General features: G+C 73.1%; 22 protein-coding genes. 17 read left to right on the forward strand and 5 right to left on the reverse strand.

Going from position 1 to position 22,289, the window contains the following annotated elements:
* The first annotated feature begins 62 nt into the window (after nucleotides 1-62).
* The 5 genes from F7P10_RS35680 to F7P10_RS35700 all read left to right on the forward strand — a co-directional run bounded on the left by F7P10_RS35680 (nucleotide 63) and on the right by F7P10_RS35700 (nucleotide 4,458).
* Nucleotides 63-1,289: an NAD(P)/FAD-dependent oxidoreductase gene (locus F7P10_RS35680; RefSeq protein ID WP_151016481.1), complete on the forward strand. Its 1,227-nt coding sequence runs from the start codon at nucleotides 63-65 to the stop codon at nucleotides 1,287-1,289.
* A gap of 59 nt (nucleotides 1,290-1,348) precedes the next feature.
* Complete coding sequence (locus F7P10_RS35685) at nucleotides 1,349-2,563, forward strand: MFS transporter (protein WP_151016482.1); 1,215 nt, start codon at nucleotides 1,349-1,351, stop codon at nucleotides 2,561-2,563.
* Between the two features lie 137 nt (nucleotides 2,564-2,700).
* Entirely contained in the window at nucleotides 2,701-3,087 is a 387-nt protein-coding gene (locus F7P10_RS35690; RefSeq protein WP_254716190.1) for a GtrA family protein, read from the forward strand.
* Between the two features lie 43 nt (nucleotides 3,088-3,130).
* Entirely contained in the window at nucleotides 3,131-3,949 is an 819-nt protein-coding gene (locus F7P10_RS35695; RefSeq protein ID WP_254716191.1) for a sigma-70 family RNA polymerase sigma factor, read from the forward strand.
* A 68-nt stretch (nucleotides 3,950-4,017) separates the two neighbouring features.
* Nucleotides 4,018-4,458 (forward strand): carboxymuconolactone decarboxylase family protein, encoded by a 441-nt coding sequence (locus tag F7P10_RS35700; RefSeq protein ID WP_151016485.1) that lies wholly within the window; start codon nucleotides 4,018-4,020, stop codon nucleotides 4,456-4,458.
* A gap of 39 nt (nucleotides 4,459-4,497) precedes the next feature.
* Here F7P10_RS35700 and F7P10_RS35705 read toward each other — a convergent pair whose 3' ends face one another.
* On the reverse strand, nucleotides 4,498-5,367 hold the full coding sequence (locus tag F7P10_RS35705; RefSeq protein ID WP_151016486.1) for an LLM class F420-dependent oxidoreductase: 870 nt from the start codon (nucleotides 5,365-5,367) through the stop codon (nucleotides 4,498-4,500).
* Nucleotides 5,368-5,535: 168 nt separating this feature from the next.
* Here F7P10_RS35705 and F7P10_RS35710 point away from each other — a divergent pair, with 168 nt between their 5' ends.
* The 3 genes from F7P10_RS35710 to F7P10_RS35720 all read left to right on the forward strand — a co-directional run bounded on the left by F7P10_RS35710 (nucleotide 5,536) and on the right by F7P10_RS35720 (nucleotide 8,382).
* Nucleotides 5,536-5,913, forward strand: coding sequence for a MerR family transcriptional regulator (locus tag F7P10_RS35710; protein WP_151016487.1), 378 nt, complete (start codon nucleotides 5,536-5,538; stop codon nucleotides 5,911-5,913).
* Nucleotides 5,914-6,127: 214 nt separating this feature from the next.
* Entirely contained in the window at nucleotides 6,128-7,735 is a 1,608-nt protein-coding gene (locus tag F7P10_RS35715; RefSeq protein WP_254716192.1) for an FAD-dependent oxidoreductase, read from the forward strand.
* A gap of 14 nt (nucleotides 7,736-7,749) precedes the next feature.
* Nucleotides 7,750-8,382 (forward strand): Rid family hydrolase, encoded by a 633-nt coding sequence (locus F7P10_RS35720; RefSeq protein WP_151016488.1) that lies wholly within the window; start codon nucleotides 7,750-7,752, stop codon nucleotides 8,380-8,382.
* Here the strand turns inward: F7P10_RS35720 and F7P10_RS35725 are convergent.
* Together F7P10_RS35725 and F7P10_RS35730 are read right to left on the reverse strand one after the other, a co-directional pair.
* Entirely contained in the window at nucleotides 8,373-8,789 is a 417-nt protein-coding gene (locus tag F7P10_RS35725) for a hypothetical protein (RefSeq protein ID WP_151016489.1), read from the reverse strand. The two genes, F7P10_RS35720 and F7P10_RS35725, sit on opposite strands and share 10 nt — an antisense overlap.
* Nucleotides 8,780-9,385, reverse strand: coding sequence for a TIGR03086 family metal-binding protein (locus F7P10_RS35730; RefSeq protein WP_151016490.1), 606 nt, complete (start codon nucleotides 9,383-9,385; stop codon nucleotides 8,780-8,782). Before F7P10_RS35730 ends, F7P10_RS35725 begins: the two co-directional genes overlap by 10 nt.
* A gap of 81 nt (nucleotides 9,386-9,466) precedes the next feature.
* On the opposite strand from F7P10_RS35730, the gene F7P10_RS35735 reads away from it, so the two are divergent.
* Nucleotides 9,467-10,873 (forward strand): PLP-dependent aminotransferase family protein, encoded by a 1,407-nt coding sequence (locus tag F7P10_RS35735; RefSeq protein WP_151016491.1) that lies wholly within the window; start codon nucleotides 9,467-9,469, stop codon nucleotides 10,871-10,873.
* On the opposite strand, the gene F7P10_RS35740 is transcribed toward F7P10_RS35735, so the two are convergent.
* Nucleotides 10,854-12,131: an ABC transporter ATP-binding protein gene (locus F7P10_RS35740; RefSeq protein ID WP_151016492.1), complete on the reverse strand. Its 1,278-nt coding sequence runs from the start codon at nucleotides 12,129-12,131 to the stop codon at nucleotides 10,854-10,856. The two genes, F7P10_RS35735 and F7P10_RS35740, sit on opposite strands and share 20 nt — an antisense overlap.
* A 238-nt stretch (nucleotides 12,132-12,369) precedes the next feature.
* Here F7P10_RS35740 and dnaG point away from each other — a divergent pair, with 238 nt between their 5' ends.
* The 3 genes from dnaG (at nucleotide 12,370) to F7P10_RS35755 (ending at nucleotide 16,265) form a co-directional block, all read left to right on the forward strand.
* A complete protein-coding gene (gene dnaG, locus F7P10_RS35745) occupies nucleotides 12,370-14,292 on the forward strand; it encodes a DNA primase (protein ID WP_151016493.1) in 1,923 nt (640 codons plus the stop codon).
* A gap of 71 nt (nucleotides 14,293-14,363) precedes the next feature.
* Nucleotides 14,364-15,509, forward strand: coding sequence for an RNA polymerase sigma factor RpoD (rpoD, locus tag F7P10_RS35750; protein ID WP_151018493.1), 1,146 nt, complete (start codon nucleotides 14,364-14,366; stop codon nucleotides 15,507-15,509).
* 303 nt (nucleotides 15,510-15,812) lie between these two features.
* Nucleotides 15,813-16,265: a YbjQ family protein gene (locus tag F7P10_RS35755; RefSeq protein WP_151016494.1), complete on the forward strand. Its 453-nt coding sequence runs from the start codon at nucleotides 15,813-15,815 to the stop codon at nucleotides 16,263-16,265.
* Nucleotides 16,266-16,320: 55 nt separating this feature from the next.
* On the opposite strand, the gene F7P10_RS35760 is transcribed toward F7P10_RS35755, so the two are convergent.
* Nucleotides 16,321-17,568: a molecular chaperone DnaJ gene (locus F7P10_RS35760; protein WP_151016495.1), complete on the reverse strand. Its 1,248-nt coding sequence runs from the start codon at nucleotides 17,566-17,568 to the stop codon at nucleotides 16,321-16,323.
* A 163-nt stretch (nucleotides 17,569-17,731) separates the two neighbouring features.
* Between F7P10_RS35760 and F7P10_RS35765 the strand changes: the two genes are divergently transcribed.
* The 5 genes from F7P10_RS35765 (at nucleotide 17,732) to F7P10_RS35785 (ending at nucleotide 22,271) form a co-directional block, all read left to right on the forward strand.
* On the forward strand, nucleotides 17,732-18,307 hold the full coding sequence (locus tag F7P10_RS35765) for a TerD family protein (RefSeq protein WP_151018494.1): 576 nt from the start codon (nucleotides 17,732-17,734) through the stop codon (nucleotides 18,305-18,307).
* A 58-nt stretch (nucleotides 18,308-18,365) separates the two neighbouring features.
* Nucleotides 18,366-18,944 carry a TerD family protein gene (locus tag F7P10_RS35770; RefSeq protein WP_151016496.1) on the forward strand — a complete coding sequence of 193 codons (579 nt, stop codon included), beginning with the start codon at nucleotides 18,366-18,368 and terminating at the stop codon, nucleotides 18,942-18,944.
* A 228-nt stretch (nucleotides 18,945-19,172) separates the two neighbouring features.
* Complete coding sequence (locus F7P10_RS35775; RefSeq protein ID WP_151016497.1) at nucleotides 19,173-20,288, forward strand: DUF475 domain-containing protein; 1,116 nt, start codon at nucleotides 19,173-19,175, stop codon at nucleotides 20,286-20,288.
* Nucleotides 20,289-20,389: 101 nt separating this feature from the next.
* Nucleotides 20,390-20,968: a TerD family protein gene (locus F7P10_RS35780; RefSeq protein WP_151016498.1), complete on the forward strand. Its 579-nt coding sequence runs from the start codon at nucleotides 20,390-20,392 to the stop codon at nucleotides 20,966-20,968.
* 28 nt (nucleotides 20,969-20,996) lie between these two features.
* Entirely contained in the window at nucleotides 20,997-22,271 is a 1,275-nt protein-coding gene (locus tag F7P10_RS35785; protein ID WP_302851396.1) for an HpcH/HpaI aldolase/citrate lyase family protein, read from the forward strand.
* The last annotated feature ends 18 nt before the right edge of the window (nucleotides 22,272-22,289 follow it).

Genomic DNA, 22,289 nt, shown 5'->3' on the forward strand with positions numbered 1-22,289 from the left:
GATCCCTTGTCCCATCACGGATGTCATTGTGAGGATGACTCAAGGTGACTATGGGAGGCATCATGCCCGAGGGGACGTTCGTCATCGTGGGCGCCGGCCTGACCGGTGCCAAGGCCGCCGAGGCGCTCCGGGAGGAGGGCTTCGCGGGCCGGATCCTGCTGATCGGTGAGGAGATCGAGCGCCCGTACGAGCGGCCGCCGCTGTCGAAGGGGTTCCTGCTGGGCGCGGAGCCGCGGGACAAGGCCCACGTCCACGAGCCCGAGTGGTACGGCGAGCACGACGTCGAGCTGCGGCTGGGGGTGTCGGTCGACGCGCTCGACACGGCGGCGCACGTCGTCCGGCTGGCGTCGGGGGAGCGGATCGGCTACGACCGGGCGCTGCTGGCGACCGGCGCGGCGCCGCGGCGCCTGGACGTCCCCGGGGCGCGGCTGCAGGGGATCCACTACCTGCGGACGATGGGGGACTCCGCGGAGCTCAAGCAGGCGCTCGTGCACGGCGGCCGCCGGGTGGTGGTGGCCGGCGCGGGCTGGATCGGGCTGGAGACGGCCGCGGCGGCGCGCGCGCACGGCAACGACGTGACGGTGATCGAGCCGGAGCCGGTGCCGCTGCACCAGGCCGTCGGTCCCGAGATGGGCGGGATGTTCGCCGACCTGCACCGCGACAACGGCGTCGACCTGCGGCTCGAGCAGGGCGTCGCGGGGTTCTGGGGCGCCGGGCAGGTGTCGGCGGCGGTGACGTCCGGCGGTGCCGAGGTGCCCGCGGACGTCGTGATCGTCGGCATCGGGGTGCGGCCGAACACCCGGCTGGCCGAGGGCGCCGGGCTGGAGGTGTCGGACGGGATCCTCGTGGACCAGTCGCTGCGCACGTCCGACCCCGACGTGTTCGCGGCGGGCGACGTCGCCAACGCCTACAACCCGCTGCTGGGCCGCCGGATCCGCGTCGAGCACTGGGCGAACGCGTTGAACGGCGGCCCGGCGGCGGCCCGCGCGATGCTCGGCCGCGAGGTCGTCTACGACCGCGTCCCGTACTTCTTCAGCGACCAGTTCGACCTCGGGATGGAAATGTCGGGCGTCGCGTCGCCGGGCGAGTACGACGAGGTGGTGTACCGGGGCGACCGGGAGGCGGGCGAGTTCGTCGCGTTCTGGCTGTCGGGCGGGCGGGTCGTCGCGGGCATGAACGTGAACGTGTGGGACGTGACCGGGGACGTCCAGGCCCTCATCCGGTCGGGGCGGCCGGTGGACCCGGCGCGGCTGGCCGATCCGGTCGTCCCGCTCGCCGACCTGCGCTGACGGAACCGTCCCGGCGCCGCCCCTGTCCGGCGTCCGGGGAGGCACGTACAGTCGGCCGGATGATCACCGAGAGGTCCGCGCCGCCGGCGCCGTCGCCCCGCGCCCGGTTCGCGGTCACGCTGGCCTTCGCGGTGCACGGGTTCTTCACCGCCGCGTGGATGGTCCGCATTCCGCAGATCAAGGACGATCTCGGGCTGAGCGAGGGGACGATGGGCCTCGCGCTGCTCGGCGCACCGCTCGGGCTCGTCGTGGCGGTCCGGTCGGCGGGCGCGCTGATCGGGCGGTGGGGCAGCCAGGCGGTGACACCGGCCTCGGGCGCCGCCTGCGCGGTGTCGCTGATCCCCCTGGGCCTGGCCGGGAATCTCGGGGCGCTGGTCTGCTCGCTGGCGCTGCTGGGCGCGTCGCTCGGGCTGATGGACGTGGCGATGAACGCGCAGGGCGTCGCGATCGAGCGCTCCTACGGGCGCCCGCTGATGTCCGGCCTGCACGGCTGGTACAGCGTCGGGACCCTGCTGGCCGCGCTGGTCGGCTCGGCCGCCGCGCACGCGGCCGTCCCGGTCCCGCTGCACTTCGCCGCGGTCGCGGCCGTGCTGACCGCCGTCCTGCTGCCGGGCTGCCGGAACCTCCTCGACCGGTCCGCGGACGCGATGCCCGAGCCGGAGCCCGCCACCCCTGGCGGACCCGGCGAACCGGGCGGACCCGTGCGGGACGGGACGGTCCGGACGGCGCGGTGGTCGCTGGCGCTGCTCGGGATCATCGGGCTGTGCTCGTTCGTCGGCGAGGGCGCGGTGGGCGACTGGAGCGCGATCTACCTGCGGGAGGACCTCGGGACGGGGCCGGGCACCGCGGGGCTCGGCTACGCGGGCTGCGCGGTCGCGATGACGCTCGGCCGGTTCACCGGGGACCGGATCGTCGCCCGCTTCGGGCCCGTCCGGGTGCTGCGCGCCGGGTCCCTCGTCGCCGCCGCCGGGCTGGGGCTCGGGCTGGCGGCGCACCATCCGGCCGCGGCCGTCGCCGGGTTCACGCTGTTCGGCCTCGGCGTCGCGGCAGTGGCGCCGGTGACCTTCAGCGCGGCCGGGAACCTGCCCGGGATCCCCGCCGCGACCGGGATCTCCCGGGTCACCGGCGTCGGCTACCTCGGGGTGCTGGGAGGCCCGCCGGTCATCGGTTTCATCGCGCAGGGCACCGGGCTCGGCTGGGCGCTGGGGGTGCCCGTCGCGCTCGTCGGGCTGATCGTGCTGCTCGCCCCGGCGACGGCCACGGCGGGCCGCTGACCACGGCCCTCGCTGCGGGCTCCTCCCAAGGTAGGAGTTTCTCTCGGGTAAGGTCTGGGCGAGTGAGCACCATACAACGGTCAAGACCGCCCGAAACGGTCAAGACCGTGCGGCCGAAACGGAAATTCCTCAGCGAATTGCTCACTTTCGGCTTCGTCGGCAGCATCGGCACGCTGATCATGATCCTGGGCGCCAACCTCATGCGCGCCTGGCTCGGCGACAGCCCCATCACGAGCGTCGTCGTGCCCGGGATCGTCTCCACGCTGACGTCCTACCTCGCCAACCGCTTCTGGACGTTCCGGCACCGCGACAGCGACGGGTCGGGCCGCGAGGTCGGCACGTTCTTCGCGCTGAACGGCATCGGGATCCTCATCCAGGTGGCGTGCACCGGCTTCACCTACTACACGCTCGGCCTGCACGGCGGCGTCGCCTACAACATCGGGCTGCTCGCCGGCGTCGGCCTCGGCGCCGCCTTCCGCTACTGGTCGTACAAGAAGTGGGTGTTCACCCCTGCGGCGAGCTGACGCGGGGCGCCTGGCGGACGAGTGGGCGCTGCACCGCCCGGCGGTGTTCGGCGCCGCGTACCGCATCACCGGATCCGTCGCCGACGCCGAGGACGTCGTCCAGGACACCTGGCTGCGCGCCGCGAAGGCCTCCCTCGCCGACGTCCGGGACCTGCGCGCCTGGCTGATCACGGTCGCCGCCCGCCGCGCCTACGACCTGCTCGGCTCCGCGCACGCCCGGCGCGTCGACTACGTCGGCCCCTGGCTGCCCGAACCGCTCCTCACCGGCCCGGACGCCGCCGAGCCGGTGCTCGTCGACGAGACGCTCGGCACCGCGATGCTCCTGGTGATGGAGGAGCTGTCGCCGCCCGAGCGCGTCGCGTTCGTCCTGTACCGGGCGTTCGGGGTCCCCTACGACCGGATCGCGGACGTCCTCGGCAAGACGCCCGCCGCGTGCCGGCAGCTCGTGTCCCGGGCACGCCGCAAGGTCGCCGCCGCCGCGCCGCCGCCCGCCGGACCGGAGGGCGCCCGCGTCCTGGCCGCCTTCCGCGCGGCCTACGAGCGCCGCGACGAGGCCGCGCTGCTCGCGCTGCTGGACCCGGACGCCGCCTACACCACCGACGGCGGCGGCCGCGTCTTCGCCGCCCGCAAGGTCGTCCGCGGTGCGGTCCGGGTCGCGACCGCTCTGCTCCGCACGGCCGTCCGGAACGACTTCCGGGCCACTCCTGCCGAGGTCAACGGCGGTCCCGGCCTGCTGATCCACCGCGCCGGACGCCTCGTCGCCGTCGACACGCTGGAGATCGCGGACGGCCGCGTCGTCGCCTACCGCCGCGTCCTCAACCCCGCCAAGCTGGACGGCGGCGCGCGCCGGGGCACCCGCTGAAACAGGCCGGTATTCCCGTCACAACCCGGACGGGTGCGCCGTCTCCCTGGTGACGAAAGGAGACGACCATGCCGCGCATGCTGCTGAAGGACGCGAGCCCCGAGGTCTACCGGGGGATCATCGGCACGGCCGGGGCGATCCACGAGGGGCCGCTCGACCGCACGGTGCAGGAACTGATCAAGCTCAGGGCGTCGCAGCTCAACGGGTGCGCCTTCTGCGTGGACACCCACTCCCGGGACGCGCGCCGGAACGGCGAGCGCGAGGAGCGCCTGCACCACCTCACCGTCTGGCGGGAGTCGCCGCTCTACACTGGGGCGGAGCGGGCGGCGCTCGCCTACACCGAGACGGCCACGCGGCGCGAGCCGGTGACCGACGAGATGTGGGAGACGCTGCGGAAGCACTTTCCGGACGACCGGGAGGCCGGCGACCTCGTGGGGCTGGTGGCGATCATCAACGCGCTCAACCTGATCGGGGTCCCGCTGCACTACCACGAGCAGATCCGGGCCTGAGGACCGCGGGGACGCCCCTACCGGGGCGTCCCCGCGCCGTCATCGCCCGGCCGGGACGATCTTCTCCGTCTGCGCCCGGACCTCGCCCAGCACGGGGACCAGGTCCTGGCCGGTGCCCTGCGAGACCATCACGTGGTCGATGCCCGCCTCGGCCAGCCGCCCGACCGTGTCGACGGCCTCGTCCACCGACGGCGTCTGCGGGAAGAACGTCAGCGAGGTCTTCTCGATGCCGGCGTAGTCGCGGCCCTCGCGGTCGCAGTGCCCGCGCAGGACGTCGAGCTTGCGCGGCAGGTCGTCGCCGTCGAAGACGTTGCAGGCGTCGGCGTACTTCGCGACGAACCGCAGCGTCTTCTTCTCCCCGGTGCCGCCGATGAGGATCGGCGGGTGCGGGCGGCGCACCGCGGGCGGCGAGTTCAGCGGACGCTCCAGCCGGTAGTGCTCGCCCTCGATCGGCGACTCGTCCCCCCGCCACATCGCCAGGGCGATCCGCAGGGTCTCCTCCAGCCGCTCGAACCGCTCGGCGGTCGGCGGGAACGCCACGCCGAGGCCCCGCGACTCCTCGTCGTTCCACGCCGCGCCGATACCGAGCCACGCCCGTCCGCCCGACAGGACGTCCAGGGTGGTGACCGTCTTCACGAGGATCCCCGGATGCCGGTAGGTGACGCCCGTGACGAGGGTGCCCAGCGTGATGTTCTCCGTGAGCGCCGCCGCGTACGACAGCGCCGAGTAGCCCTCCAGCATCGGCTCCTCGGCCGGGCCGACCATGCTGATCTGGAAGAAGTGGTCCATGACCCACAGCGAGTGCAGCCCGGCCTGGTCGGCGTCACGGGCGATGCGGCCGAACGTCGGGCCGATCTGCTCGGTCCCGCCGGGGAAGGTGAAACTGGGAACCTGAAGTCCGATGCGCATGCTGGTTCCTTCGTCTGTCTCGGTGCTGATCGTCGTAACTGTGCGACCTGGAGCGCGCTCCAGGTCAAGCCCGCTCCGGGGCCGGGCACCTCACCTACCCGCCGCCGGGGCCCGCGAACGTCCGGTCTCCTTGACCTGGAGTGAACTCCAGGTGGGAAACTTGAGGGCGTGAGTTCTTACTCCCCGGCCGAGACCGCCGAGAAGAGCGGCTTCAGCATCGACACCCTGCGCTACTACGAGAAGATCGGCCTGCTCTCGCGGATCGCGCGGAACGCGTCCGGACGCCGCGTGTTCAGCGACGGCGACCTGCAGTGGCTCGGCATGCTGCGGTGCCTGCGCGAGACCGGCATGCCGATCGCGGAGATGCTGCGGTACTCCGAGCTGGCCCGCGGCGGGGACGGGACGGTGCAGGAGCGCCTCGAGCTCCTGCAGGCCCACGACCGGCGCGTCGAGGAGCAGATCACCCGGCTGCGCGACCAGCAGCAGCAGATCCAGTGGAAGATCGACCTCTACAGCGGATCCCTCTGCAACGGCGCCCCCGCCTGACCCCCGCCTGACCCCCGCCTGACCTCGGCCTGACCTCGCCCGGTCCGCCGCACGGCCCCCGCCCGCACGGCCCCGACCCCGCCGCCCGCACGGCCGGTGATCCACCGGCGACCGACCGTTAGTGATCATTTGGCAACGGTCTCCTTACGAGCACGAATCACGGCCCGAACGGAACGCTCCAAGACTTCGCGTGTCGAGATCTTGGAGGTGTTTCTTGGCGACACGGGAACAGACGCAGGGAGTCGACCGCCGAGCGTTCCTCACCAGGGTGGGGGCCGCCGGCGGGGCGGGCGCGATGTTCGCCACCATGGGAGCGCTGGGCCTCGCGCCCTCCGCGGAGGCCGCGACCAAGGTGCCCTTCCAGCCGCCGCGGCCCTCCGACTTCCGGTTGCGCGGCCGCGCGGGCGCCAGGGTGCTCATCCTCGGCGGCGGCGTGGCGGGACTGGCCGCGGCCTACGAACTGGGCAAGGCCGGATACCGGTGCACGATCCTGGAGGCCCAGGACCGGGTCGGCGGGCGCAACCTGACCCTGCGCGGCGGGGACCGGCTGGGCGAGATGGACGGCGCGGCGCAGCGGGCGGCGTTCAGCCGGGGCCAATACATGAACGCGGGCCCGGCGCGCATCGCGCAGTGGATGACCACCATGGACTACTGCCGCGAACTCGGCGTCCCGCTGGAGGTGTTCACCAACTCCAACGCCGAGGCGCTGATCTACAACGAGTCCGCGGGGATGCGGGATCCGGTGAAATGGCGGACCGCCAAGGCGGACGTGCACGGCTACATCTCCGAACTGCTCGCGAAGGCCACCGACCAGGGCGCCCTGGACGGGCGGCTCACCGGGGACGACAAGGAGCGGCTGCTGTCGTTCCTGTCGAGCTTCGGCGCCATCGGCCCCCGGTCCGCCGGATACGCCTACACGGGCACGGGCAGGCGCGGCTACAGCGTCGACCCGGGCGCGGGCGCCGAGGCCGGCACCGTGCTGGGCCCGCCGCCGTCGCTGTCGGACGTGCTCGCCAGCGGGGTCGGCCGCGCGTTCTCCTTCGAGGCCGGATACAGCCAGGCGATGCTGATGTTCCAGCCGGTCGGCGGCATGGACGCGATCCCCCGGGCGCTGGCCGCCGCCGTCGGCGAGCACCGGATCAGGACCGGCGCGAAAGTCACCAAGATCACCGACCTGGCGGGCGGGGTCCGGGTCGAGTACGTCCTGGACCGCCGCACCCGCGTGGCCGAGGCCGACTACGTCATCGCCACCCTGCCCCCGCACATCCTCGCCCGGATCCCGCACAACCTGGGCGCGGACGTCCAGGCGGCGCTGCGCACGCCGGTCCCCTCCTCCACCGGCAAGATCGGCATCGAGTACCGCAGCCGCTGGTGGGAGCGGGAGGAGAACATCTACGGCGGCATCACCAACACCGACCTGGACCTGGCGACCATCTGGTACCCGTCGTACGGCTACCACGGTCCCCGCGGGCTCCTCATCGGCTACTACAACTTCGGTTCCGCCGCCGACGCCTACGCCGGGATGACGCACGCGCAGCGGCTCGGGCGCGCCCTGGACCAGGGCGCGCGGATCCACGGCGACAAGTACCGGCGGGGCGTCGCCGCGTCGATGTCGATCTCGTGGTCCCGGCAGGAGCACATCGAGGGCGGCTGGATCGGCTGGCCGGAGCGCGGCGCCGCGTACCGGCTGCTCAACGAGCCGCAGGGCAACGTCTACTTCTGCGGCGACTGGCTCAGCTACGAGATCGCCTGGCAGCACGGGTCGTTCGAGTCGGCCCGCAAGGTCGTGACCGAACTGCACCAGCGGGTCGTGAAGTCCTGATGGGGAGGCCGAGCATGCGCGGAAAGATCATTACCGGTGGCGCCGCCCTCGTGGCGCTCGTGGGCCTGGCCGGGACCGCCTCGGCGGCGCCGCGGGGCGCCGCGCCGAGACCGGGGGACGTGCGCGTCGCCCTTCCGCCGGGCGAGAGCAATCCCATGATCGCGAACGGGGTCGGCGTCGGGCACGCCGTCGCCACCTACACCGCCAGCGGCACCGGGCCGGCCGGGACCAACTCCGCCGCGCCCCCCGGGACGCCGGAACGCTACATCGGCTTTCCCGGCGGGGAACTGCCGCCGGGCGTCACCATCACCGAGGCGCAGGGCCTCAACGCGCTCGAACGGCTCGCCGCGAACCTGAAGGCGGCGGGGCTCACGCCGCGCGACGTGATCTCCATGCGCGTCTACCTCGCCAATCCGCCCGGCGAGGACGCGGCGGACTTCGCCGGATGGAACCGCGCCTACCGCCAGTACTTCGCCAACGTCGACCTGAAGACCCACCGGGTCGTCAAGGTCCCGCTGGGCGGCGCGCCGCCCGCCTACCCCGAGTATCCCAACCGCGCGCGGCCGGCGCGGGTCGCGCTGGAGGTCGAGAACCTGCCGGTCGCGGGCTGGCTGGTCGAGGTGGAGGTGATGGCCGCCTACCGCTGACGGGGTGCGGCCGCGCCGGGCGCGTCCTCGCCGGCGAGGACGCGCGCGGCCCGGGCCCACGCGGCGCGCGCGTCGAAGGCGTCCGCCTCCCACGTGACGGAACGGAGCCCGCCGCGGCCCCGGTACCGCCGCATGATCGCGACGTGCTCCGGCAGCGCCACGAAGCCCCGCAGGGCGGCGGCGTCCGTCCAGACGGAGACGGAGCCGCACCGCCGCTCCGCGGGGATCGCCCACAACCAGAGGCCGACCGCGCCCGGAAGGTCCGGCCAGGAACGGCGCAGGGCCATGCCGGCCCGGAAGACGCCCGGCAGGTCCAGCGCGCTCGCGGCGGTGAAGTCGGTGACGCTGACCAGGACCGGTCCCGCGGCGCTCGCGGGGCCGGCGCGCCAGCCGGTCCTCACCGCCATGAGGGGGACCGGCCGAGCGCGGCGAGGAGGCGGTCGCGCGGTCCGGCGCCGCCGGGGGCCGGGACGGCGGGCCCGAACGCCTCGCCCGGGCCCCGGCCGTCCGCCGGCACGACCGCGGCGATCCGGAGCGACGCCTCGACGAGCTCGTCGTCCGGTTCCCACGGCGCGCCGATGGCGGCGGCCGCGTCCCACGCGTGCACGACGACGTCCAGGAGGTGGAACGCGACCGCGAGCGGCGCGGGCACGGTGGTGCCGTCGCCGATCTCGGGGAGGTGGAGCCGGTCGCGCGGGCCGGTCGCGGCGAACGCGGCGGTGACGAGGCCGGCGGACGCCGCGGCGGCGGCGTGCGGGTCGGAGCCGAGGTCGCCGCCGCGCCAGGCGGACGGGCGCGCGCCCTCGCCGCGCGCGGCGGCGGCGAACCCCGCGTCCTGGCTCAGCTGGTGGCGGATCAGGCCGTGCAGCGTCCAGTCGGGGCAGGGGGTCGGCAGGCGGAGCATGTCCGGCCCGACCCGCGCGACCATGCCGACCCAGAGGTCCAGGCCCCTGCGGTCGAGGGCACGGAAATCGGTGCCGAGCAGGTCCTTCACAAGATCCATGCGATCACCGTACGAGGCGCCAGTGGACCGGTTACAGAGCCAAAATTGCGCTAAGCGATTGAGCCGATTTACCGTCGTCCGGTGGAACTCCATGTGAGCCTGGTCGGCCGGAGGGACCTGTCCGGGCAGATCTACCGGCAGCTCCGGGACGCGATCCTGGACGGCCGGCTGCGGGCCGCCGAGGCGGTGCCGCCCACGCGCGAGCTGGCGCGGCGGCTCGAGGTCTCCCGCAACACCGTCGCCGTCGCCTACGACCGCCTCACCGCCGAGGGATTCCTGCGCGGCCGCGTCGGCGCCGGCACGTTCGTCCAGGACGCGGGCGCGCACCCGCGCGGCGCGCCCGCCGCGTCCCCGCTGCGCCCCCGCCGCGTCTGGGACGACCTGGCGGTCTGGCCGCGCCGCATGCCGGGCGTCCGCTGGGACCTCCGCGCCGGGATCCCGGACGTGCGGCTGTTCCCGTTCGAGGCGTGGCGGCGGATCACCGCCGGGGTGCTGCGCCCGTCCGGGCTGCGGGACGCCGCGTCGGCCGGCGACCCGGCCGGGCTCGCGGACCTGCGGGAGGCGATCGCCCGGCACGTCGGCGTCTCCCGGTCGGTCCGCGCGGACGCCGCGGACGTCGTCGTCACCTCCGGCACGCAGCAGGCGATCGACCTGATCGTCCGGGTGCTGCTGGAGCCCGGCGACGTCGTGGCCGTCGAGGACCCCGGCTACCCGCCGGTCGTCACGCTGCTGCGCGCGGCGGGCCTGCGTGTCGCCGGCGTGCCCGTGGACGGCGAGGGCCTGCGGGTGGACGACCTGCCCGGCGATGCGCGCGCGGTGTACGTGACGCCGTCCCACCAGTTCCCGCTGGGCATGCCGATGTCGCTGCCCCGCCGCCGCGCGCTGCTGGACTGGGCGCGGCGGCGGGACGTGGTGATCGTCGAGGACGACTACGACACCGAGTTCCGCTACGGCGGGCGCCCGATCGAGCCGCTGCAGAGCCTCGACGAGGACGGCCGCGTCCTCTACACCGGCACGTTCTCCAAAGTCATGCGGCCGGTGCTGCGCCTGGGCTTCCTCGTTGCGCCGCCCTCCCTGCACCGCGCGCTCCGCCTCGCCCGGTACGCGTCCAGCCGGCACGCCGAGCTGCCCGCGCAGGCCGCGCTCGCCCGGTTCATCGACGAAGGCCTGCTCGCCCGGCACGTCGGCCGGTCACGGCGCGCCTACCAGGCCCGGCACGAGCGGGTCGCCGAACTCGCGGGCCGCTGGTCGCGGCCCGTCCCGTCCGAGGCCGGGCTGCACCTGAGCGCGCCGCTGCCCGCCGGGACCGACGACGCCGCGATCGCGCGGCGCGCGCTCGACGCGGGGGTGGGGCTGTTCGCGCTGTCGGAGTTCGCGGTCACCGGACCCGCGGCGCCCGGCCTCGTCCTCGGCTACGGCGCCGTCACCGAGCCCGAGATCGACGCGGGCTTCGCGCGGCTCGGCCCGCTCATCGCCGGACGGGCGTGACCCGCCGCCCGTCCGAGTCGAAGATCAGCATCCGGTCGAAGGAGACGGTCAGCGCCACGTGGTCGCCCGGGTTCGGGCGCATGCCGGGCCCGATCCGGAAGATCAGGTCGGAGCGGCGGTGGTGGCCGGCGTGCTCCTCCTGCGGCGGTCCGCCTACCGCGGCGGGGCGGCCCAGCAGCGCCCGCACCCGGTCGCGGACGCCCGGACGTGCGGGCTCGGCGTACCCGGCGCGGGCCGGGCGCCCCACCTCGTTCGCGTCCACGACGGGGATCCCCGCCCCGGCGTAGGCGAGCCACTCGTGCCCGTGGAACTCCAGCGACCGGACCCGCCCCGACAGGACGGTCCCCGGCGGCGCGGGGGCGCCGGGGGCGATCGGCGCCAGCGTGTCCGGCCGGATGCCCACGATCACCGGACGGCCGTGCTGGCTGATCAGCCAGGACGCGCGCGGATCGTCCCACGGGAGCAGCAGCCGCTGCGCGCCGAAGTCCAGCTGCAGGCCCTCGCCCTCGATCGCCCACAGCGTCGCCCGCAGCAGGTTGATCGGCGGCGAGCTGAGGAACGCCGCGACGAACACGGTCGCCGGGTCCTCGTAGATCTGCTCGGGCGTGCCGACGTCCTCGAGCACGCCGTCGCGCAGGACGGCCATGCGGTCGGCCATCGTCATCGCCTCGATCTGGTCGTGCGTGACGTAGACCGTGGTGGTGCGGCTGGAGCGCACCAGCGCGGAGATCTCGACGCGCAGTTCCGTGCGCAGCCCGGCGTCGAGGCTCGACAGCGGCTCGTCCATCAGGAACAGCGACGGTTCGCGGATCAGCGCCCGGCCGATCGCCGCGCGCTGCCGCTGCCCGCCCGACAGCGTGTTCGGCAACCGGTCGATCATGGTGTTCAGACCCAGCGCGCGGGCCAGCTCGACCACCCGGGCGGACGCCTCGGCGCGATCGTCCCCCGACACCTCCAGCGGGAACATCATGTTCCCCTTGACGGTGCGGTGCGGGTACAGCGCGCCCTCCTGGAACACCATCGCGACGTTCCGTTCGCGCGGTGTCAGCCCGTTCGCCACCGAGCCGTTCAGCCACAGGTCCCCGGAGGTGATCTCCTCCAGCCCGGCGATCATCCGCAGGATCGTCGACTTGCCGCAACCGGACGGGCCCAGCAGCACGAAGAGCTCGCCGTCCTCGATCCGCAGCCGCACGTTCCGCACGGCCGCCTGCCCGCCGGGATAGATCTTCTCGACGCCGTCCAGCACAACATCCGTCATCGGGTCCGCCTGGGGGTGGGCGATATCTCGGTCCGCCATCTCACCGCGCACCGGTCCCGGTTGTCCATAGCCACCTCAGGGTTACCGGCGGTTAACCGGGCCGGGTCCGGTCACCGGCGCCGGCATGGCGATCCGGCGACGATCCCGGCGCGCACCGGGCCGTCCGTGGCCCTTCCGGGACCGCCCGTTCCCGCCGTGATGCCTCGGATGTCGTCCCCCCGCCGTAGACTCCATCGACGTGGCAGGCCGTATTCGAAATGAGGACATCGCGCTCGTGCGCGAGCGCGCGTCCATCGCCGACGTCATCGGCGAGCACCTGCAGCTGCGCAACGCCGGCGGCGGCAACCTCAAGGGCCTGTGCCCCTTCCACGACGAGAAGTCCCCGTCGTTCAACGTGACACCCGCGCGCGGCCTGTACTACTGCTTCGGCTGCGAGGCCGGCGGCGACGTCATCAGGTTCGTCCGGGAGATCGACCACCTGACGTTCTCCGAGGCGGTCGAGCGGCTCGCCGCGCAGGTCGGCATCCAGCTCCGCTACGAGGACGACGGGCGGCGCGCCACCCGGCAGGACGGCGGGCAGCGCGCCCGGCTGCTGGAGGCGCACAAGGCCGCCGCCGAGTTCTACGCCGAGCGCCTCGCCGCGCCCGAGGGCGAGATCGGCCGCCGGTTCCTGTCCGAACGCGGCTTCGATGCCGCCGACGCCGCGCGGTTCGGGGTCGGGTTCGCGCCCCGCGAGTGGGAGGGCCTCGTCCGGCACCTGCGCGGCCGCGGCTTCGCCGACCGGGACGTCGTCGCGGGCGGCCTCGCCAAGGAGGGGCGGCGCGGGCCGATGGACCGGTTCCGCGGCCGGCTGATGTGGCCGATCCGCGACCTGAGCGGCGACGTCATCGGCTTCGGCGCCCGGCGCCTCTACGACGACGATGACGGCCCGAAGTACCTGAACACCCCCGAGACGCCGCTCTTCCACAAGGGATCGGTGCTGTACGGGGCCGACCTCGCCAAGAAGGCCATCGCGCGGCGGCGCCAGGCGGTGGTCGTCGAGGGCTACACCGACGTGATGGCCTGCCACCTGTCGGGCGTCGAGACGGCCATCGCGACGTCCGGCACGGCGTTCGGCGACGACCACATCAAGGTGCTGCGCCGCCTCCTGATGGACCAGGACGAGTTCCGCGGCGAAGTGATCTTCACGTTCGACGGCGACGCGGCCGGGCAGAAGGCCGCGCTGCGCGCCTTCGACAACGAGGACAAGTTCGTCAGCCAGACGTTCGTGGCCGTCCAGCCGGACGGCCTCGACCCCTGCGACCTGCGCGTCCGGCACGGCGAGGCGGCCGTGCGCGACCTGGTGGCGTCCCGGGTGCCGCTGTTCGAGTTCGCGGTGCGCAGCGCCATCGAGCGGCACGACCTCGACACCGTCGAGGGGCGGCTCGCCGCGCTGGACGCCGCGGCCCCGGTCGTCGCCGCGATCAAGGACCGGTCGCGCCGCCACATGTACACGATCAACCTGGACCGCTGGCTCGGCATCATGGACGAGCAGTTCGTGCTGCGCCGCGTCCGCGAGCTGGCGGCCCGCCGGCACGGCGGGAACGGGCGCAACGGCGGGCGGAACGGCGGCGGCCGGAACGGCGGTGCGCCCGAGGGCGGCCCGCGGTCCCCGGCGGCCCTGGCCCGCCCCGCGGTCGACCCGAACGACCCCGAGGTGCAGCGGGAGCGCGAGCTGCTCAAGCTGGCCGTGCAGCGCCCCGCGCTGCTCGGGCCGGAGTTCGACGAGGAAGTGATGCCCGAGGCGTTCATCGCGCCGCAGCACGCCGCCGTCCGGACGGTGATCGGCTCGGCCGGCGGGGTGTCCGCGGCCGGCGGGGTGGCCGAATGGGTCGGAGCCCTCCTGGAGCTGTCCCCGAACGACCAGGTCAGGGACCTGATCACCATGTTCGGAGTCGAGCCGGTACGGTCCGCATCCGAATCGGACGACCGGTATGCGGCGGAACTGCTCGCCCGGATCCAGGAGCGGCAGCTCACCCGCAAGATCAGCGACGCGAAATCTAAACTCGGTCGGCTGAATCCGGTCGAGGGGCTGGAGGAGTACAACCGGCTCTTCGGCGAGCTCATGGCGCTTGAGCAGCAGCGACGGGTGTTGCGTGAGCGCGCTCTTGGAGCGCAGTGAGTCAAGCGTCCGCAAAATAGGTCCTGTGATCTAGGCCGCATTTATCGCAGACTGTCTGCGTGAGCCCTTCGGTGCTGCCTAGCGAGGCGCCATCGGTTGATCAGGTGGCGGACCTCGTCGCACGTGGTAGAGAGCGCGGCGGTGTGACCGTCGCGGACGTCGCTGCCGCGCTCGACCGCTCGGACTTGCCGGACGACTCCATGGAGCGGGTGGTCCGGATGCTCGCGGAGCAGGGGGTGGACGTCCTCGAACCCCAGCAGGAGAACGAGGACGTCGCGCGGGTTGATGAGGGAGACCTCGGCAAGCGGGCGCCGACGAGCGACCTGGTCCGGATCTATCTGAGAGAGATCGGTCGCGTACCGCTGCTCACGGCAGAAGATGAGGTAGAACTCGCGAAGTCGATCGAGGCGGGACTGTTCGCGGACGAGAAGACGGCGCGGGCCGCCGTCCTCGACCGGGGCGAACGGATCGACCTCGAACTGCTCGCCCGCGAAGGACGGCGGGCGAAGCAACGCCTGATCGAGGCCAATCTGCGGCTGGTGGTCTCGATCGCCAAACGCTACGTCGGCCGGGGAATGCTCTTCCTCGACCTGATCCAGGAGGGAAATCTCGGACTCATCCGCGCGGTCGAGAAGTTCGACTACACGAAGGGGTTCAAGTTCTCCACCTACGCAACGTGGTGGATCCGCCAGGCGATCACCCGGGCGATCGCGGACCAGGCCCGGACGATCCGGATCCCGGTCCACATGGTGGAGACGATCAACAAGCTCGTCCGCGTGCAGCGCCAGCTGCACCAGGACCTCGGACGCGAGCCGACGCCCGAGGAGATCGGCCTGGAGATGGGGCTGACGCCCGTCCGGGTCCTTGAGATCCAGCGGATCTCCCAGGAGCCGGTGTCGCTGCAGTCCCCGATCGGCGAGGAGGACTCCGACCTCGGCGACTTCATCGAGGACTCGGACGCCGTCGTCCCGATCGAGGCGGCGGCGTTCATCCTGCTCCAGGACCAGCTGGAGGACATCCTCGGCACGCTGTCGGAACGGGAGCAGCGCATCATCCAGCTGCGCTTCGGCCTGGCCGACGGCCATCCCCGCACGCTCGAGGAGGTCGGCCGGGAGTTCGGCGTCACCCGGGAGCGGATCCGCCAGATCGAGTCCAAGACGCTGGCGAAGCTCCGGCACCCCTCGCGCGCGCAGATGCTCCGCGAGTACCTCGAGTGAGCACGTAGGAACGGGCACGGCAAGAACGGGCACGGCGGGAACGGGCACGCGGGAGCGGTCCCGGAGCGACGAGCGGGTCCGCCGCGGGCGGGCGGGAGCGGCCGGGGTGCGCGGCCGAGGCGCCCGCCCGCGGCGGAGCCCGGCCACGTGCCGACCACGTGCGGGCCATGGGTCCGGTCACGTGGGTCCGGTCACGTGGGTCCGGCCACATGGGTTCGGTCACGTGGTCGGGGTCACGTGAGTCGGGACGCGGGTAAGGCCGGATGTCGCGAATCGTCCGTCCCGTCGATTACCGTTGTGGCCATGCTGATCGTGACCACTGACGGCCTGGCGGGATTCGAGATCCGCAGCGTGCTCGGCGAGGTGCAGGGCACGGCCGTCCAGGCCGACCAGGGCGGGGCGCCGCAGCACGGGCCCGGGAGCAGCGCCACGTTCCGGGTGACGGGGGAGCGGCCGGTGGCCGGGCTCTCCGCCGCCCGCCGCGAGGCGGTGGACCGGCTCGGCGAGGAGGCCCGCCGCAAGGGCGCCAACTCGGTCGTCGGCATGCGCTTCGACACCGCTCCGATCGGCGGCGGCGCCTACGAGGTCTGCGCCTACGGCACGGCCGTCTGGGCGGAGCCCGCCGCCGCGCAGCCCCGCGACCAGGCGCCGCCGATGCCGCAGCACGGCCAGGTCCCCCCGTACGACCCCGGGGCGAGCGGCCCGCCGATGGCCGCACGCAACCTGACGATGGGGCTGCACGACCGTCCGCGCTAGCCGGACGCGGCCGGACGGTCCCGCGCGTCCCCCGCGGGCACGGCCGTCCGGCGGGCTACCCCTGGGCGGCCCGCTCCGAGCGGATGCGGGTGACGACGTCGCCCGCCGCCGTCTTGATCGACTCCAGCTCCTGAAGGTACGCCCAGTAGTCGGGGTGCGTGCCGGTGAGGCGCTCGGGCGCCCTCTCCAGGCGCTCGACGAGACCGTCCAGGACGCGCGCGTGGTGCGGGGCCGCGCCGCCCGGCTGCGCGACGGCGAGGCGCTGCGCGTCCCGGACGGCGAACCGCACCCCCTCGACCGGACGGGCGGGATCGGCGGCGACCTCGGCGAGGCGCTCGACCCGTCCGGTGACCTGCCCGGCGCGGCGGTCCGCGGCGTTCAGCTCGGTGCGGGCGGCGGTCAGCGCCCGCTGCGCGTCCTTCCACTCGCCCCGCGCGGCGTGCTCGGCGGCCTCGTCCAGCCGCTCCCGGGCGCGCTCCACCCCGGCCTGGACCGCCTCGGGCGCCCCCCGCAGGTCCTGCCAGCAGGCCTGCGAGTAGGCGCGCAGCATCGTCTTCATCGCCTGCCGGACGGTCTCGACGCGGTTCGCGACGACGTCCACCCGCGTCTTGACCGAGTTCAGCGAGTTGCGGACCTTCTCGCCCTGCTTCGGCAGCTCCTCCGCCGCCTCCCGGGCGCGCTCGGCGATCTCCCGGGTCTCCTCGGCCCGGCGCAGCGCGCCGTCCAGCCCGAGCCCGCCCAGGCCGCGGGACGACAGGACGCCGAGGGACTCCTTCGCCCGGTCGAGCTCCGCGGCGGGATCGGAGGCGTCCATGCCGGCCTGCCGCGCCGCCGTCACCGCCGCGTCGGCGGCGGCCACGGCGTCCCGCGCCGCGCCCAGCTTCGGGGGGAGCCGGTCGAGTGCGGACTCCAGCCGCGCCATCTTCGGGGCGAGCCGTTCGGCGAACCCGTTGAGGTCCCGGGCGGCCTTGGTCAGCCCGTCGGTGCACGCGACGAACGCGCGGCGCGCCGCGTCGAACTGGGCCGGTGACCGATCCTGGTCGGACAGGTCGTGCGCGTCGACGACGGAGATGTAGGCCACGGCGGCCGCGTCCGCCGCCTCCGACAACCGGGTGAACTCGCGCCGGGCGGGCTCCGCCGCGCGGGCGTCCAGATCCTCGAAGACGGTGACGCGCCCGTCGATGAACTTCTGGGCCTGGTCCATGTCGTAGAAGGCGGACCCGGCCGCCTCCTTCGCCTCGATCGCCGCCGCAGCCTCCTGCGCGCCCCGGCCTCGCCTGCGCTGGTCGCCCGCTCCCCGCAACGCCGCCTCCCTTCGTCCACTGCCCAGTGTCGCGCAGCGGACCGCCTCTCCGGTAATGCCGCCGGAACGGATGGAACGGATAGCATCGCTGCTACGTCGATATACCGGGACGCCCGTACGAACAGAGGTGCGTCCGGTGACGGCAGCGATCTTGGAGGAACACGTGGGCGTCAGTCTCAGCAAGGGCGGCAACGTCTCGCTCACCAAGCAGGCGCCGGGACTGACGGCGGTGACCGTCGGGCTGGGCTGGGACCTGCGCACCACCACCGGGACCGACTTCGACCTGGACGCGTCGGCACTGGTCCTGGACGCGTCCGGCAAGATCATCACCGATCGGCACTTCGTGTTCTTCAACAACCTCCGGACGCCGGACGGCGCGGTGGAGCACAGCGGCGACAACACCACCGGCGCCGGGGAGGGCGACGACGAGCGGCTGAACGTCAACTTCGGCGCGATGCCGGGCACCGCCGAGCGGGTGGCGTTCGCCGTGTCGATCTACGAGGGCGACTCGCGCGGCCAGAACTTCGGGCAGGTCCGCAACGCCTTCATCCGCGTGATGAACCAGGCCGACGGCACCGAGCTGGCTCGCTACGACCTCTCCGAGGACGCCTCGATGGAGACCGCGATGGTCTTCGGGGAGCTGTACCGCGCGGGTACGGACTGGAAGTTCCGCGCCGTCGGCCAGGGGTACGCGTCGGGGCTCGCCGGTATCGCGGCGGACTTCGGCGTCAACATCTGACCGTTCGGCCGAACGCAGCAGGGATCCGATCAGTTTCGCAGGGAAGGGGTGGCCCGACATGGGTGTCTCTCTCGCCAAGGGCGGCAACGTCTCGCTGACGAAGGCCGCGCCCAATCTCACGGCGGTCGCCGTCGGTCTCGGCTGGGACGTCCGCGCCACCACCGGCGCCGACTTCGACCTGGACGCGTCCGCGCTGATGCTGGGCGCGTCGGGGAAGGTCCTGTCGGACCACCACTTCGTGTTCTTCAACAACCTGACGAGCCCGGACGGGTCCGTCGAGCACACCGGCGACAACCTGACCGGTGAGGGCGAGGGCGACGACGAGGTCGTCAACGTCGACCTCGGCGGGGTTCCGGCCGAGGTCGAGCGCATCGTGTTCCCCGTGTCGATCTACGACGCCGACAACCGGCACCAGAACTTCGGGCAGGTCCGCAACGCGTTCATCCGCATCGTCAACCGGGCCGACGACGCCGAGCTCGCGCGCTTCGACCTGACCGAGGACGCCTCGACCGAGACCGCGATGGTGTTCGGAGAGCTGTACCGTCACAACGGTGAGTGGAAGTTCAGGGCGGTCGGCCAGGGGTACGCCTCGGGTCTGGCCGGCATCGCCATGGACTTCGGCGTCAATGTCGGCTGATCGCATGTCGGCTGACCGCATGTCGGCTGATCGCATGTCGGCTGATCGAACGCCGGCTGATCGAACGCCGGCCGGCCGGGCGCCGGCCGGCCGGAATCCGGCCGCCGGAACGCCGGCCGGACGAACGCCCGCCGGTCCGGCGGCCGGTCCCTCGCCGGCCGGTCCGGTGGCCGCACCCGCGAGCCGTGCGAGACCCGCCCGGCCGTCCTCACTAGCAGAAATACGCGCATGATTCTTCGCACCTTCGGGTGGTCCTTCGGCGTCACGGCCGCGGGCCTCGTCGCCGCTTTCTTCTATGACGGGCCCACGGGGCTCGCGCTCGTCGCGGTGCTCGCCGTCCTCGAGATCTCCCTGTCGTTCGACAACGCCGTCGTCAACGCCAAGGTGCTCGACCGGATGAGCCCCTTCTGGCAGAAGATCTTCCTGACGATCGGCATCGCGATCGCGGTGTTCGGCATGCGGCTGGTGTTCCCGCTGGTCATCGTCGGGATCACCGCCCGGCTGGGGCCGATCGAGGCGTTCGACCTGGCGCTCAACGACTCCGACAGGTACCACCACCTGATGGAGGAGGCGTACCCGACGATCGCGGCGTTCGGCGGCATGTTCCTGATGATGCTGTTCCTGAACTTCGTGTTCGAGGACCGCGAGGTCCGGTGGCTGGTGTGGCTGGAGAAGCCGCTGTCCGTCATCGGCCGCCTGGAAGGGCTGCCGGTCGTCGTCGCGGGCGGCGCGCTCGCGCTGGTCGCCACCATCTGGGCGGACGACCCGGGCGAGGTCATGATCGCCGGAGTGCTCGGCATGGTCACCTACATCCTCGTCAACGGGCTCGGCGAGCTGTTCTCCCAGGCGAGCGACCTGGACCTCGACGATGACGACGAGGGCCCCGAGGACGAAGTCAGGATCCGCCGCGGGCCGAGCGGCCTCGCCAAGGCCACCGGCAAGGCCGGGTTCTTCCTCTTCCTCTACCTGGAGGTGCTGGACGCCTCCTTCAGCTTCGACGGCGTCATCGGCGCGTTCGCGATCAGCACCGACCCGATCGTCATCGCGATCGGCCTCGGCATCGGCGCCATGTACATCCGGTCGCTGACGGTGTTCCTCGTCCGCAAGGGCACCCTGCACACCTACGTCTTCCTCGACCACGGCGCCCACTGGGCGATCGGCGCCCTCGCCGTCTGCATGCTGGTCGGCATCGGGGGCCACGTGCCCGAGTGGATCACCGGCGGACTCGGCGCGGGCCTGATCATCGCCGCGTTCATCAGCTCGGTGATGCGCAACCGGGGATCGGACGACGGCCCGGCCGCACCCTCCGGTGAGGACAAGACGCTCCACGCCGGAAAGGTCTGACCGGACCGCGCCGGGCCGGTCCCGGCCCGGCGCACCCGCCCATCCCGCCCCCCGTCCGACCACCCACGCGAAACCCGCATCGATCACCGAAGGAGCCGACGATGTCGATCTCGCTGCAGAAGGGGCAGAAGGTCTCGCTGGCCAAGCCCGGGGGCGGCAGCCTCACCCGCGTCCGGATGGGCCTGGGCTGGGACGCCGTCGCCAAGAAGGGCCTGTTCGGCAAGAGCCGTGCCCAGTCCATCGACCTGGACGCGTCGTGCCTGCTGTTCGACGCCGCCGGGAACCTCGCCGACCAGGTGTGGTTCCGCCAGCTGCAGAGCAAGGACGGGGCCGTCCGCCACACCGGCGACAACCTGACGGGCGAGGGCGAGGGCGACGACGAGGTCATCAACGTCGACCTGCAGCGGGTCCCCGACAACGTCCAGCAGCTCGTGTTCACCGTGAACTCGTTCACCGGCCAGGACTTCTCGCAGATCGCGAACGCTTTCTGCCGGCTCGTGGACGAGGGCACCGGGCAGGAGATCGCGCGCTACGAGCTGAGCGAGGGCGGCCGGCACAACGCGCAGATCATGGCGAAGGTGTCGCGGGACGGGAGCGGCTGGACGATGACCGCCATCGGCGCGACCGCGACCGGGCGGACGTTCCAGCACCTGCTGCCGGCCGTGTCGGCGCATCTGTGAGCGACGCGACCGGGCGGCCGTGACGGTCATGCAGCACCCCGGGGCGGAGCGTCCCGCCACGCCGGGCGGGGCCCGGCGGTCCCGTGCGCGGGGTTCCGTCCCGCGCCGGGACGGCCCACGCCAGGCCGACACGCGCCAGGCCGACCTGCGCCACTTCGACCATGTCGACGCCGCCCGCCGCAAGCACCTTTTCTACCGGCACCCGCGGCCGTTCGCCCGGCACGACGACCCGTCGGTGCTGGCCGTGGCGCTCGGCGCGACGCTCTACTGCCCGTCCACCCGCCCGGCCCTGGCCGACGACATGGTCAAGGCCGGGCGGCGCGGGGTGAAGAGCATGGTCGTGTGCCTCGAGGACGCGATCGCCGACACCGACGTGATCCGCGGCGAGGCCAACCTCGTCGCGGCGCTCACCGACCTGCACGCGCGCGGGTCCGCCGCGCCGCTGCTGTTCGTCCGCGTCCGCACGCCCCGCCAGATCGGGGACCTGATCGACCGGCTCGGCGGCGCCGCCGAGCTGGTCAGCGGGTTCGTGCTGCCGAAGTTCACCGCGTCCACCGGTGGAGCGTTCCTGGACGCGCTGGCCGACACGGCCGCGCGCACCGGGCTGCCGCTGCTGGCGATGCCGGTGATCGAGAGCCGCGAGACGGTGTACGCCGAGATGCGGGCGGAGATGCTGGACGACGTCGCGCGGCTGCTCGGCAAGCACCGCGAGCGGATCCTGGCGGTCCGGCTCGGCGCGACGGACATGTCCGCCGCGTACGGGCTGCGCCGCCCGCCCGACCTGACGATCTACGACATCCGTCCCGTCGCGGGCGTGATCAGCGACGTCGTCAACGTGCTCGGCCGCGCCGACGGCACCGGGTTCGTGATCACCGGGCCGGTCTGGGAGTACTTCGCGGCGGGGGAGCGGATGTTCAAGCCGCAGCTCCGCAGCACCCCGTTCGACGCGCAGCGGGCCGCGCCGCTGCGGGAGCGGCTGATCACCTCCGACCTCGACGGGCTGATCCGCGAGGTCCACCTCGACAAGGCCAACGGGCTCACCGGCAAGACGGTGATCCACCCGAGCCATGTCGCGGCCGTGCACGCGCTGTCGGTCGTCACCCACGAGGAGTACTGCGACGCCGCCGACATCCTCGGGGTCGCCGGGGGCGGGGCGATGGCCAGCGCGTACGCGAACAAGATGAACGAGGCCAAACCGCACCGCGCCTGGGCGGAGCGGCTGATGCTGCGCGCGCGGGTGTTCGGGGTCGCGGCCGAGGACGTCACGTTCGTCGAGCTGCTCGAGGCGGCGGACCTGCCATGACGCGGAACACGGGAAGGC

The sequence above is a fragment of the Actinomadura sp. WMMB 499 genome, from assembly GCF_008824145.1.
In the GTDB taxonomy this organism is placed as follows: Bacteria; Actinomycetota; Actinomycetes; order Streptosporangiales; family Streptosporangiaceae; genus Spirillospora.